The 12,440-nt window shown below is 65.0% G+C and carries 12 protein-coding genes; 11 read left to right on the top strand and 1 reads right to left on the bottom strand.

Going from position 1 to position 12,440, the window contains the following annotated elements; translation table 11 throughout:
- Window positions 1–43: 43 nt before the first annotated feature.
- The 7 genes from AC1TPF_RS13880 to AC1TPF_RS13850 are packed head-to-tail and all read left to right on the top strand — an operon-like array spanning window position 44 to window position 7,672.
- On the top strand, window positions 44–889 hold the full coding sequence (locus tag AC1TPF_RS13880; RefSeq protein ID WP_482144450.1) for a PhzF family phenazine biosynthesis protein: 846 nt from the start codon (window positions 44–46) through the stop codon (window positions 887–889).
- 1 nt (window position 890) lies between these two features.
- Window positions 891–1,808 carry a TatD family hydrolase gene (locus AC1TPF_RS13875; RefSeq protein WP_482144449.1) on the top strand — a complete coding sequence of 306 codons (918 nt, stop codon included), beginning with the start codon at window positions 891–893 and terminating at the stop codon, window positions 1,806–1,808.
- A gap of 46 nt (window positions 1,809–1,854) precedes the next feature.
- Window positions 1,855–2,976, top strand: coding sequence for a transglycosylase family protein (locus tag AC1TPF_RS13870; protein WP_482138118.1), 1,122 nt, complete (start codon window positions 1,855–1,857; stop codon window positions 2,974–2,976).
- Window positions 2,977–3,024: 48 nt separating this feature from the next.
- Complete coding sequence (gene rsmA / locus AC1TPF_RS13865) at window positions 3,025–3,879, top strand: 16S rRNA (adenine(1518)-N(6)/adenine(1519)-N(6))-dimethyltransferase RsmA (protein WP_482138119.1); 855 nt, start codon at window positions 3,025–3,027, stop codon at window positions 3,877–3,879.
- A 24-nt stretch (window positions 3,880–3,903) separates the two neighbouring features.
- The gene (locus tag AC1TPF_RS13860) at window positions 3,904–4,842 is read left to right on the top strand and encodes a 4-(cytidine 5'-diphospho)-2-C-methyl-D-erythritol kinase (RefSeq protein WP_482138121.1); all 939 of its coding nucleotides are present in this window, start codon (window positions 3,904–3,906) and stop codon (window positions 4,840–4,842) included.
- Window positions 4,839–6,656 carry an ABC-F family ATP-binding cassette domain-containing protein gene (locus AC1TPF_RS13855; RefSeq protein ID WP_482138123.1) on the top strand — a complete coding sequence of 606 codons (1,818 nt, stop codon included), beginning with the start codon at window positions 4,839–4,841 and terminating at the stop codon, window positions 6,654–6,656. The genes AC1TPF_RS13860 and AC1TPF_RS13855 overlap by 4 nt, the downstream gene beginning before the upstream one ends.
- A gap of 14 nt (window positions 6,657–6,670) precedes the next feature.
- The gene (locus AC1TPF_RS13850) at window positions 6,671–7,672 is read left to right on the top strand and encodes an enoyl-CoA hydratase/isomerase family protein (RefSeq protein WP_482138125.1); all 1,002 of its coding nucleotides are present in this window, start codon (window positions 6,671–6,673) and stop codon (window positions 7,670–7,672) included.
- 126 nt (window positions 7,673–7,798) lie between these two features.
- Here AC1TPF_RS13850 and AC1TPF_RS13845 read toward each other — a convergent pair whose 3' ends face one another.
- Window positions 7,799–8,065, bottom strand: a complete 267-nt coding sequence (locus AC1TPF_RS13845; protein ID WP_482144448.1) for a hypothetical protein — start codon at window positions 8,063–8,065, stop codon at window positions 7,799–7,801.
- 338 nt (window positions 8,066–8,403) lie between these two features.
- On the opposite strand from AC1TPF_RS13845, the gene AC1TPF_RS13840 reads away from it, so the two are divergent.
- From AC1TPF_RS13840 to AC1TPF_RS13825, 4 genes are all read left to right on the top strand, one after another.
- Window positions 8,404–9,042 (top strand): transglycosylase SLT domain-containing protein, encoded by a 639-nt coding sequence (locus AC1TPF_RS13840; RefSeq protein WP_482144447.1) that lies wholly within the window; start codon window positions 8,404–8,406, stop codon window positions 9,040–9,042.
- Between the two features lie 143 nt (window positions 9,043–9,185).
- A complete protein-coding gene (locus AC1TPF_RS13835) occupies window positions 9,186–9,824 on the top strand; it encodes a TetR/AcrR family transcriptional regulator (RefSeq protein WP_482138762.1) in 639 nt (212 codons plus the stop codon).
- Entirely contained in the window at window positions 9,821–11,113 is a 1,293-nt protein-coding gene (locus AC1TPF_RS13830; protein ID WP_482144446.1) for an alanine racemase, read from the top strand. The genes AC1TPF_RS13835 and AC1TPF_RS13830 overlap by 4 nt, the downstream gene beginning before the upstream one ends.
- Window positions 11,110–12,432 (top strand): D-arabinono-1,4-lactone oxidase, encoded by a 1,323-nt coding sequence (locus AC1TPF_RS13825; RefSeq protein ID WP_482144445.1) that lies wholly within the window; start codon window positions 11,110–11,112, stop codon window positions 12,430–12,432. The genes AC1TPF_RS13830 and AC1TPF_RS13825 overlap by 4 nt, the downstream gene beginning before the upstream one ends.
- Window positions 12,433–12,440 lie beyond the last annotated feature (8 nt).

The raw sequence follows: 12,440 nt of genomic DNA, 5'->3' as shown, positions 1-12,440 counted from the left end.
TTTCCATTCGCCAACCGCAGGGGCGGGCAGGCACAATCCACACATGCCACTGCGCCGGTTCCAGCAAGTCGATGTGTTCGTGTCCGGGCCGCTGACCGGTAACCCCGTTGCCGTTGTGTTCGGCGCCGACGACCTCACCGACGACCAGATGCGCGCCTTCGCGCGCTGGACGAATCTGTCCGAGACGACGTTCGTGTGCACCCCGCGGGATCCGGTTGCGGACTATCTTCTCCGGATCTTCACGCCGGCCGGGGAATTGCCGTTTGCCGGCCATCCGACGCTCGGCTCGGCGCATGCCTGGCTGCAGGCCGGTGGTGAACCCAAGGGCGAGAAGATCATTCAAGAGTGTGGTGTCGGGCTGGTCAGGATTCGCCCCGTCGGCGATGCCCTCGCTTTTGCGGCCCCGCCGCTGATCCGCTCCGGTGCTGTCGACGCCGCCGACCTCGATGCGATCCGGCAGGCTCTGGGCCTGCGTCCCTCAGATGTCGTGGCTGCGAATTGGGTCGACAACGGACCGGGCTGGATCGGCCTGTTGCTGACGTCGGCCCAGCAGGTACTCGAGGTCGAGCCGGATTTTGCCGCGCTCGGGACATACGACGTCGGCCTCATCGGCCCCTACCTCGGCGATACGGGACCGCATGATCGACCTGATTACGAGGTTCGGGCCTTTGCCCCCGGGAGCGGCGTGCCGGAAGACCCGGTGACCGGCAGCCTCAACGCCGGTCTCGCGTGCTGGCTGCGCGAGCTGGAGATCGCGCCCGCAACTTACGTCGCGGCGCAGGGGAGCGCGCTTGGCCGGTCCGGACGTGTCCTGATCAACGACGACGACACCGATATCTGGGTCGGGGGCCGCAGTGTGTCGGTCATCGTCGGCGAGGTCGATCTCTGACATGACCGATCAGGTGACACAGGGACCCGTGGGCCAGGACAAGAGCACCGGCCAGGACAAGAGCAACAAGGAGCTCAAGAAGGAGCGGCGGCGGACTCCGCCACCGGATCCGCAGCCGTTGCCACCGCTGATCGACTCCCACACCCACTTGGCCGCCTGTGGTGGGCGCGATCCCGAGTCGGTGCGGCAGATCCTCGACCATGCCGAGTCGGTTGGCGTCCTCGCGGTGGTGACCGTCGCCGACGACATCGTCGACGCGCGCTGGGCCGTGGACGCGGCGCGATGGGACTCGCGGGCGTACGCCGCCGTGGCGCTGCACCCGACGCACGCGCATCAACTCGACGATGCCACCAAGGCCGAAATCGAAGAGATGCTGACCGACCCGCGGGTGGTGTCGGTCGGGGAGACCGGCCTGGACTACTACTGGCCCGGCAAATCGGACGACTGCGCGACCGTGCCACAGCAGCATGAGGCGTTTGCCTGGCATATCGATCTCGCCAAGCGGGTCGGTAAACCGTTGATGATCCACAACCGGGAGGCCGACCGTGATCTCCTCGACGTCCTCGAACGCGAAGGTGCGCCGCAGACGGTGATCATGCACTGCTTCTCCGGCGACGAACGCGTCGCCGCGGAGTGTGTCGAGCGCGGGTATCTGCTCAGTTTTGCCGGAACGGTGAGCTTCAAGAACTCCACCACCTTGCAGGCCGCGGCCGCTCTGGTGCCCGACGATCAGCTCTTGATCGAGACGGATGCGCCGTTCCTGACACCGCACCCGTATCGCGGCCAGCCGAACCAGTCGTACGTCCTGCCGTACACCGCCCGGGCACTGGCCGAGGTACGGGGACAGGACCCGGCGCGCCTCGCCCGAGTTGTTACCCAAAACGCGATTCGCGCATACGGCTTGGACCTGCGCATTTAGCGATAGCTTTGCACAAACCACACCATGTCGTTATCTTGTTGTGATCATGTCTGTGCTTGCTCGTATTAACGAATCGACCTCTCGCGCCCCACGCATCGCAATCGCGCTACTGCTCGCAGTACTCGTCGCCGGCGGTGTGATGGGGATCGTCGCCCACAAAAACGTCACCATCGACGTCGATGGCGAGGTGGTCAGCGTCGCCACCATGCGTAGCTCGGTCGACGCCATCCTCGACGAACAGGGTTACGACCCGGCCGACGGCGACCTGGTGTCGCCATCACCCGACGATCGGGTGGGCGATGGCGAGACCATCACGCTGCATCGGCTCAAGACCCTGACCGTCAATGTCGACGGAGAACCCCGTGAGGTCAAGACCACCGCGACCACCGTTCAGGAGGCGCTGGCGCAGATCGATCTCGACTCGGCGGCCAACGACATCGAGGGTCCAACCACCGAAGCGCTGCCGGTTTCCGGCGGCACCGTGAACGTGGTGCTCCCGAAGAAGGTCAAACTCACCGACGGTCCGAACACGTCGACGCCGCAGATCGCCGCGAAGACGGTCTCCGAACTGCTCGATGAGACAGGTAACCCGCTGGCGCCGACCGATCAGGTCACGCCTGCCGCCGACGCCAAGGTGACCAACGACATGGACATCACCGTCACCCGGATCCGTACCGAGACCGTGACGTTGACCGAACCGGTCGCACCACCGGAGAACAGGGTCGACGACCCCGCACTGACCACCGGTCGCACCGAGGTCAAGAACCCCGGGCAGCCAGGTTCCGCCGAGGTCACCTATGAGGTGACAACCGTCAACGGCAAGGAAACCGAGAAGAAGAAACTCGATTCCCTGGTGAAGGTCGAACCGAAACCGGCGACCGTGTCGGTCGGTACCAAGGCGGGTGCGCCGTATGTGGCGCCGGGCTCGGTCTGGGACCAGCTGGCGCAGTGTGAGGCAACAGGCAACTGGGCCATCAACAACGGCAACGGTTTCTACGGCGGCGTGCAGTTCGATGAGAACACCTGGAACCGCTGGGGCGGCCAGGAATACGCGCCTCGCGCCGATCTCGCGACCCGCGAGGAACAGATCGCAATTGCAACCAAGACCCAGGCCGCGCAAGGATGGGGCGCATGGCCTTCTTGCTCGTCCAAACTCGGACTTCGTTGATCGACCGCAGCACGTCTGCACTCATGGGCGGACGCTGCGCTGAGTAACGTGCCCGCACTGCTCGGTCCGGCGGAGATCCGAGAGCTCGCCGCCGAACTCGACCTCCGTCCCACCAAGACCCTCGGCCAGAACTTCGTGCACGACGCCAACACGGTGCGGCGCATCGTCACGGCCTCCGGTATCGGCGAAGACGACGTGGTGGTCGAGGTCGGCCCCGGACTCGGCTCACTGACCCTGGGACTGCTCGCGGTGGCCAAAGAGGTGATCGCCGTCGAGATCGATCCCAGACTTGCCGGGCGGCTGCCAACGACCGTCGCGGAGCGTGCTCCCGATCAGGCCGATGCATTGACCGTGGTCACCAAGGACGCGTTGCGCGTCACTGCGGACGATCTGCCTGCAGCGCCGACCGCGTTGGTGGCAAACCTGCCGTACAACGTCGCGGTGCCGGTGTTGCTGCACCTGATGTCGGAGTTCCCCAGTATTCGCACGGCGTTGGTGATGGTGCAGCTCGAGGTCGCCCAGCGGCTCGCTGCCGGACCCGGCGGGCGCATCTACGGGGTTCCCAGTGTCAAGGCGCGGTTCTTCGGCGAGGTTTCCCAGGCAGGCTCGGTGGGACGTCATGTGTTCTGGCCCGAACCCAAGGTCGAATCCGGGCTCGTCCGGATCACTCGGTACGAGCAGCCGCGCTGGCCGATCGACGAAACCCATCGTCGCCGCGTCTTCTCGGTGATCGATGCGGCTTTTGCCCAGCGACGCAAGACGTTACGAGCAGCTCTGTCCGGCCTGGCCGGTTCGGCTCCGGCGGCCGAGGAACTGCTCACCGCCGCCGGCATCGATCCCAAACTCCGGGGTGAGCGCCTGGCCATCGAGGACTACGTGGCGCTGGCCGCGCAGCTCGATTAGCCGGTCCGCATAGAATTGGCGATCGTGCTGTCTGTTGTTCCACGTCCTGTCACGGTTCGGGTACCCGCCAAGGTGAACCTGCACCTTGGCGTCGGTCTGCCCCGTCGTGACGGCTATCACGAATTGACGACCGTGTTCCAGGCGCTGTCCCTGTCCGACACCGTCTCGGTGGCCCCGGCCGACAACCTCACGATCGTTGTCACCGGAGACAGCGCAGGCGAGGTCCCGCTCGACTCCACCAACCTGGCGTGGCGAGCAGCCGAGTTGATGTCGCGGGCGGCGGGCAGGCCACCCGAGGTGGCGATCACCATCAACAAAGGCATCCCGGTTGCCGGCGGTATGGCGGGCGGTTCGGCCGATGCCGCCGGTACCTTGCTGGCGATGTCCCGACTGTGGCGCCTCGAGATCGACCGCGCCACCATGCTCACCCTCGCCGCCGAATTGGGAAGCGACGTACCGTTTTCGCTGCGCGGTGGCACCGCGCTCGGCACCGGTCGCGGTGAGAAGCTCAACACAGTCCTGTCCCGCGGCGAGTACCACTGGGTGCTGGCCGTTGCCAAAGAAGGCCTCAGTACCGCGCAGGTGTACCGCGAACTGGACCGGTTGCGCGAGACGAACGCGTCGTCGGACGACACCGGCACCTATACCGAATCCCCCGACGAGCTCCTGCAGGCGCTCGCATCGGGTGACCCACAGAGAGTTGCAACTTTGCTACACAACGACATGCAACCGGCAGCGCTGTCCATGCGCCCGGCTCTGCGCCGAACACTGCGCGCCGGAGTGGACGCCGGAGCCCTGTCCGGGATCATTTCCGGGTCGGGGCCGACGTGCGCATTCTTGTGCGCCGACGAGGCCGCCGCGGTGGCCACCGCTGCCGAGTTGTCGGGCGCCGGTGTGTGCCGCTCGGTCCGGACCGCTTCCGGTCCGGTGGGCGGCGCACGCGTGATCGAGGCAGCGCTGTGACCGCGCCGGGAAAGCGTCAGGGCAACAACCTCATCTCCGTCGAGAAGATCAGCAAGTCGTTCGGCATCAAGCCGCTTCTCGAATCGGTCAGTCTCGGTGTCCAAGAGGGTGACCGCATCGGAGTGGTCGGGCTCAACGGCGGCGGTAAGACGACGATGCTCGAGATCCTGGCCGGGATCGAACCGCCTGATGAAGGCCGCGTGGCCCGCGCCACCGGGCTGCGGATGGCAGTGGTGACCCAGCGCGGTCATCTGCCACCCGAGCAGACCATCGGTCAGATCGTCCTCGGACCGCTCGGTGTTGCCGAACACGAATGGGCGGGAGACGCCAGGATCCGGTCGGTGCTCGCGGGCATCGGTATCGGAGAGCTCGGCCTGGACACCCCGGTGATCGCGTTGTCGGGTGGGCAGCGACGTCGGGTGGCATTGGCGGCCGCGCTGGTGCAGGACCTGGATCTGCTGATCCTCGACGAGCCGACCAACCATCTCGACCTCGAGGGCATCGCCTGGCTCGGCCAGCACCTGGTCAACCGGCGCAGCGCGCTGGTCGTGGTCACACACGACCGCTGGTTCCTCGACACGGTCGCGACCACCACCTGGGAAGTGCAGAACGGCAAGGTCGAGAGCTACGAAGGTGGCTACAACGACTGGGTCTACGCACGCGCGGAACGCACGCGGCTCTCCGATGTCGCCGAGGAGCGCCGACAGAACCTGGCGCGCAAAGAACTTGCCTGGCTGCGCCGTGGCCCGCCGGCCCGCACATCCAAGCCGAAGTATCGAATCCAGGCTGCGGAAAAGCTGATCGCCGACGTGCCGCCGCCACGAGACTCGGTGGCACTGGCCAGTTTTGCCAAACGACGCCTGGGCAAGGTGGTCATCGAACTCGAGGACGCCAAGCTCACCACCCCTGACGGCCGCGTGCTGATCGACGATCTGACCTGGCGCCTGGCTCCGGGCGAGCGCATCGGTCTCGTGGGTGTCAACGGCTCGGGTAAGTCGACGTTGCTGCGTACCCTGGCCGGTGAATTGCCGCCTGCCGCGGGCCGTCGCATCGAAGGGAAGACGGTCTCGATCGGCTGGCTGCGTCAGGAACTCGACGACCTGCCGGTCGACATGCGGGTGATCGAGGCCGTCGAAGACATTGCCGGACATATCGAATTGGGTGGTAAGGACGTATCGGCCGGACAGTTGGCCGAGCGTCTGGGATTCAGCCCGGCCCGGCAGCGCACACCCGTCGGTGATCTCTCCGGTGGTGAGCGTCGCCGATTGCAGCTGACGCGGGTGCTGATGGCGCAACCGAACGTGCTGTTGCTCGACGAGCCGACCAACGACCTCGACATCGACACGCTGCAACAACTCGAGGATCTTCTCGACAACTGGGCGGGCACCCTGGTGGTGATCAGTCACGACAGGTTCCTGATCGAGCGGATCTGTGAGAGCACCTGGGCGCTGTTCGGGGACGGCAAACTCACCAACCTGCCCGGTGGCATCGAGCAGTATCTGACGAAGCTGGCCAACGGACCGGCTGCGGCGTCGGCCGTCCAGTCGTCGGGATCGGCGAAGGCTGCCGGCGCGGCAGGCGGCGCACCCGCCAAAGGCTCTGGTGCCGAACGTGACATGGAAAAGGCACTGAAGAAGGTCGAAAGGCAGGTGCAGCGTCTGGTCAAACAGGAGACCGAGTTGCACAACAAGCTCGCCGACGCGGCCACCACACCGGATCAGCTCATCGCACTGGGAACTGAACTGAAATCCGTGGTGGCGCAACGTGAAGCGGCTGAAGAGTCGTGGATGGAACTCGCCGAAGCAATCGGCTGACGAGGAGGATATCGGTGTCGTTCATCCGTACACAGGTCGGCAACGGTGTCGGTGAGATCGTCTTGGATCGCCGGCAGGCCCTCAACGCGCTCGACCAGACGATGGTCGACGACATGTTCGTGGTCCTTTCGGGCTGGGCTGACGATCCCGAGGTCGAGACGGTGCTGGTCACCTCGTCGAGTGATCGCGCGTTCTGTGCGGGCGGCGACATCAAGGCCATCCGTGATGCGGTGCTGGCCGGCGACTTCGCCACCGTGACACGGTATTTCAGTGCGGAGTACGAACTCGATCAGCTGGTTGCGGACTTTCCGAAGCCGTACGTGGCACTGATCGACGGACCCGCGTTCGGCGGTGGTCTGGGCATCAGCGTGCACGGCGAGGTCCGGGTGGTCAGCGAAAAGGCGATGATCGCGATGCCGGAAACGGCAATCGGATTCATGCCGGATGTCGGCTCGACATATTTTCTTCCGCGGTTGCCGTCAGGTGTCGGCCTGTGGATGGGGTTGACCGGCGCCCGCGTGCGTGGCGCGGATGCGGTGGCTGTCGGTCTCGCGACCCACTACGTACCCAGCGCCAAGTTCGGCGGGCTCGCCGATGACATCCGGTCGGGAATGCCGCTCGCACAGGCGTTGTCGGGACGGACCGAGAAGGTTTCGTCGACGGACCTGCCGTTGGCGAAGATTGCCGAATACTTCAGTGACGATCCGGTGGCGGCCATCGTCGGCGGGCTGCGGGGCGCGGTCGGTGACGATTGGGCGGCCGAGACGGTCGCTGCGCTCGATGCGGCATCGCCGACGAGCCTGGTGGTGACCGCTGCACTGATCGAACTCGGTGCGCGTTCGACGCTCGACGAGTGCTTCGAGCGCGAGTTGCATGCGGCCGAGCAGATCACGCGGACCCCCGACTTCGCCGAGGGCGTTCGGGCGGTATTGGTGGACAAGGACCGCAATCCCACGTTCAGTCCTGCCGCATTGGCCGACGTGGATCTGGAGCTCATCACCCGCATCATCGGGTGAGGGGCGCCGACCACGCGCGATAAATTCTGACCGGGCGGAATGTGCACGCAGAATAGTGAGTTTTGTCATTCCTCAACGCGATCTTGAGTGGTGTGGACCTCGGTCCACGGTCCATCGGCGCCACTCTCATCGTGTCCTGCACCAGCGCTCGCCGCGGCAAGCATCGTCCGAAAAGGTGCTCTCGACGGTGCCCGGCTTCGAGCCGACGGTGTAATCGAACGAGCCGGTTCGTAACGGTTTGGCGTCTTCGGGCGGGTTTTCGTCAACGAACCTTGTGAAACCGATCACGGTAGGGTAGAGCGGCAAATTCGCAGCGCACACCGCATTTTTGAATAGTTGGACGCCAACAAAAGGTACTTTGCGCGCCTCACGAGGCGAGTTTGTGGTGGACATTCTCGGGTTTGTATATCAATCTGTTATCAACCAGTAACGCAGATGCAACGTCTGCAGCACGAGAAGGTTGGTAGTCATGCAGATTCTTTCCGTATGCACAATCTGCGGTCTCGCTGCGGTTATCGGGGGCTGATACCGCCACCCGGGCCGCCGAAGCGATTCTCGCCTTGACCCTGAGCCAAACGGGTCGGTTGTGGCATGCGCCGGGGCGGCAGCGTCCCTAGTTTCACAAATCCATCGACAGCGATGACCCCACATCGCCGGGAGTACCACTGCGCCCGGCGAGGTTGTCTGCTGCCTGCCGTCAGTCGGCCGAATCACATCTAGGAATCAGTTACATGTCCGTTTTCTCGAACTTGCTCCAGGACGCCCGGAGCAGCGCATCGCATACGCACGCCCGTTACGTCGGGGGCGCCGCCACACTGGCGATTGCCGCCACGCTCACTGCGGGGGCATTCATCACGGAGGAGCCTGCCAACGCCGATACGGCCGCGGTCACGAAGTCTGCCACCCACTCGGCTGTAGTCGAGCCGTCGACCGAGACTGAAGCTCCGGCTCCCGCGGCGCCGGTGGAAACCGAACCCGCACCTGCGCCCGCCGTCGAGGAAGTCGCGCCCGAGCCGGTAGTGGCTCCGCCGCCGCCTGCCCCGGTCTACGAAAACAACCTCGACGGCTGGATTCGTCAGTCACTCGACATCCTGGCCGCGAACAACATCCCGGCGAGCTATGACGGGATCATGCGCAACATCATGCGGGAGTCGACCGGTAATCCGGCCGCCATCAACCTGTACGACTCGAATGCCGCAGCCGGTATCCCGTCCAAGGGCCTGCTCCAGGTGATCGACCCGACCTACGCGGCCTACCACGTCGAAGGCACCTCGTACGACATCTGGGATCCGGTCTCCAACATCGTCGCCGCCTGCAACTACGCAGCGCATAAGTACGGCTCGATGGACAACGTCAACTCCGCTTACTGAGACCGACCGGCGGTCGGCTGACCGTCTGAGCAGTGGAGCGTTTGTGGTTCCGCAGTAGCGGGCTCGGTCGTATTCGCCTACCCTCGCACGAAACAGTGGGTCGTTTGACCCACATGAGGCAGGCGGGGGACTGCGTGGCACGGATGTCTGTGGAGGTGCGGCGGGACCTGCTGGTGCGCGCCGCGTTCCGGGTCATCGCCGATCATGGTGTGGAGGCGGCGACCACCCGCCGGATCAGTGCTGAGGCGGGCATGTCGCTGGCCAGTTTCCACTACGCCTTCGAATCCCGGGACGAACTGCTGGCCGAGCTGGTCGCCAGGGGTACCTCCGACGAACTGGCATCGGTCACCGCACCGCTGGCGCCACCGGAAACATCGGCGGCGCTCGACACGGGTGAATGGAAGCTCCCGGACGATATCGGCGCGCTGATCAAGGCCGGTTTGATGTCGTATCTGGAGAGTGTCGTCTCCGACCCGGGTCGGGAGGCGGCGATGATCACGCTCGCCCAGTACGCGCGCCGCACCGAAGGCCTCGAGCACTTCGCCACCCGCCTGTACACCCGGTACTACGAAATCGCTCAGGTGTCGCTGGAGGCGGCGGCTGCCGCGATGGGTGCCACCTGGACCACCGATCCGGAGTATCTGGCACCGCTGGTGGTGGCGGCGACCGACGGTTTGACGTTGGCCTATCTCAACACCGGTGACCGTGAGGTCGCCGAGCGCATCATCGATGCCACTGTGGCCTCACTCCTTGGGCACCTGGCAGATTCGCCTGCGTCATGAGTATCGACCTGGGTGTGCCGGATCTGGATCTGGTCGCGTCGACGATGCGACCCGATTGGCCCTGGGCGGCCGACCCTGAATCATATTGGGGTGCAATCGATGCGGCGGTTCGGGACTACGGCGACCCGGATGGCCCGGTTGCGGTGCTGGAGCTGACGGCACTGCGGCACAACCTGGCCGATCTGCGGTCCCGGGCCGGGGGTGTGCCGATCCGGGTGGCCTCCAAATCGTTGCGGATCAGGTCGGTCATCGAGCAGGTCCTGGCAGTGGACGGATTTGCCGGTGTGCTGGCCTACGATGTGGCAGAAGCTCATTGGCTGGCAACGGCCGGTGATGTCGGTGATGTTCTCGTCGGATATCCCAGTAGCAGCCGGCGTGCGATCTCGCGCCTGGCAGCCGATCCGGTTGCCGCGCAGCGGGTCACATTGTTGGTCGATTCGGTCGCGCAGCTCGACCTCATCGAATCGGCGCGAACTCTGTCGGGCGTGCCCGGAACTGCTGGGCCACTTCGGATTGCCGTCGACCTCGACGCCTCGTACAGAGCGCCGCTGCTCGGTCACATCGGCGTGCGCAGATCCCCGGTCCGAACCGTCGCCGATGCGGTCGGCCTGGCCACCGAGATCGTCAACCGCGCCGGGATGACACTGGTCGGGTTGATGTCCTATGAGGCGCAGGTCGCCGGGGTAGGCAACGAGATCGACGGAAGGCGACTGCGCAACAACGTCATCAGCGGTATTCAGCGTCGTTCGATGGAAGAGCTCATCGGCCGCCGATGCGAGGTGGTCGCTGCGGTCCGTCAGATCGCCGATCTCGAGTTCGTGAACGCCGGGGGCACAGGCTCGATCGAAGCCACCGCTGCCGATCCCTCGGTGACGGATATCGCCGCCGGTAGCGGCTTCTTCGGTGGGCACCTCTTCGACAACTATTCGCACTTCAAACCGGCACCGGCAATGGCGTTCGGTCTGGCAGTGGTCCGGATACCGGCCCGCAGCGTGGTGACCTGCCTCGGCGGCGGATGGATCGCGTCGGGACCGCCGGGTGGCGATCGGCTTCCGCTGCCGACATGGCCACCGGGACTGAGCTACCTCAGCCACGAGGCAGCAGGCGAGGTTCAGACGCCACTACGCGGCAAATCTGCGCAGGCGTTGTCAGTAGGGGATCGGGTGTGGTTGCGGCACGCGAAATCCGGTGAACTCTGTGACCACGTGAACACCATTCTGGTGGTCGACCACGGTGCGGTGATCGGCGAACTGCCGAGTTATCGCGGCGAAGGGAAAGCGTTTCTGTGAGCGGCCCCCGGGTCTGGCGCAATTGGGGCGGTACGGAATCGGTGATTCCCGAACGGGTCGTCCGGCCCTGCAGTCCTGAGGAGATCGTCGCGGTGATTGCGCAGGCCCGCGCGAGCGGGTCGACGGTCAAACCGGTCGGGTCGGGTCACAGCTTCAGCGCGGTCGCGATGGCACCGGGCATTCAGGTGGACATGTCGGCAATGCGTGGCCTGGTCGCCGTGGACGCCGACGCGATGCAGGTGACGCTGCGGGCCGGGACAACACTGGCGCAGATCCCGGCTCTGCTTGCGCCGCACGGGTTGGCCATGCCCAATCTCGGAGATGTCGACGCCCAGACGCTCTCTGGGGCCACCTCCACCGGAACGCACGGAACCGGACTGGGATTCGGCGGGATCAGCACCCAGATCGTCGGGTTGACGCTGGTGACCGGCACCGGCGAAGTACGCACGCTGGGCTCCGATGAGCCCCGACTACTCCAGGCGGCAGCACTGGGCCTCGGCGCGCTGGGTGTGATCACCGAGATCACGCTGCAGTGCGTTCCGGCGTTTGCATTGCGGGCGACCGAACGACCCGAGTCGGTGGACAAGGTCATCGACTCGTTCCTCGGCAACGTCGAAACACATGACCACTATGAGTTCTTCTGGTTTCCGCATACCGGCTTTGCCCTGACCAAGGCCAACACCCGGGTCCCGATCGACACCCCGCGATCAGGTCCGGGAAAGCTGCGGCGCCACATCGATGACGACCTGGTCAGCAATCAACTGTTCCGGGTCATGTGTGCGCTCGGCGCCAGGTACCCGGCGGTGGTGCCGAAACTCAATTCACTGGCAGGCAACGTCCTGTCGTCGCGCACGTACACCGACACCTCGACAAAGGTGTTCGTCTCAGCGCGTACCGTCCGGTTCCGGGAGATGGAATACGCGATACCGCTCGAACGGGTTCCGCAGGCACTGTGCGAGATTCGCCGGCTGATCGACGCCCGCCGCTATCGGGTCAGCTTCCCGGTCGAGGTCCGAGCGGCAGCCGCGGACGATCTGATGCTGTCCGGCGCATCCGGGCGCAAGAGCGGCTACATCGCCGTACACCGCTATCACGGTGACCCGCAGGACGAATACTTCGACGACGTCGAACAGATCATGGTCGCCCATGACGGTCGGCCGCATTGGGGAAAGATGCACACGCAGAGCAGTGCATATCTCCGTTCGGTATATCCGAGATTTGATGAATTCCAGGCGGTGCGACAAGAACTCGACCCAGGTGGAGTCTTTGTGAACCCGTATCTGGAGTCGGTGCTCGGAATGGTGATCAACAGCGAATAGGGGCGGAT

This window comes from Williamsia sp. Y853 (genome assembly GCF_056786495.1).
The sequence above is the reverse complement of the archived record's forward strand: the minus strand, read 5'-3'. Positions and strand labels throughout refer to the sequence as shown.

Bases quoted from the DNA above. Each gene is read 5' to 3' on its own strand.
- AC1TPF_RS13880 (WP_482144450.1), top strand. From the start codon at position 44: ATGCCACTGCGCCGGTTCCAGCAAGTCGATGTGTTCGTGTCCGGGCCG.
- AC1TPF_RS13875 (WP_482144449.1), top strand. From the start codon at position 891: ATGACCGATCAGGTGACACAGGGACCCGTGGGCCAGGACAAGAGCACC.
- AC1TPF_RS13870 (WP_482138118.1), top strand. From the start codon at position 1,855: ATGTCTGTGCTTGCTCGTATTAACGAATCGACCTCTCGCGCCCCACGC.
- AC1TPF_RS13845 (WP_482144448.1), bottom strand. From the start codon at position 8,065: ATGTCCACCACAAACTCGCCTCGTGAGGCGCGCAAAGTACCTTTTGTT.
- AC1TPF_RS13840 (WP_482144447.1), top strand. From the start codon at position 8,404: ATGTCCGTTTTCTCGAACTTGCTCCAGGACGCCCGGAGCAGCGCATCG.
- AC1TPF_RS13835 (WP_482138762.1), top strand. From the start codon at position 9,186: ATGTCTGTGGAGGTGCGGCGGGACCTGCTGGTGCGCGCCGCGTTCCGG.
- AC1TPF_RS13830 (WP_482144446.1), top strand. From the start codon at position 9,821: ATGAGTATCGACCTGGGTGTGCCGGATCTGGATCTGGTCGCGTCGACG.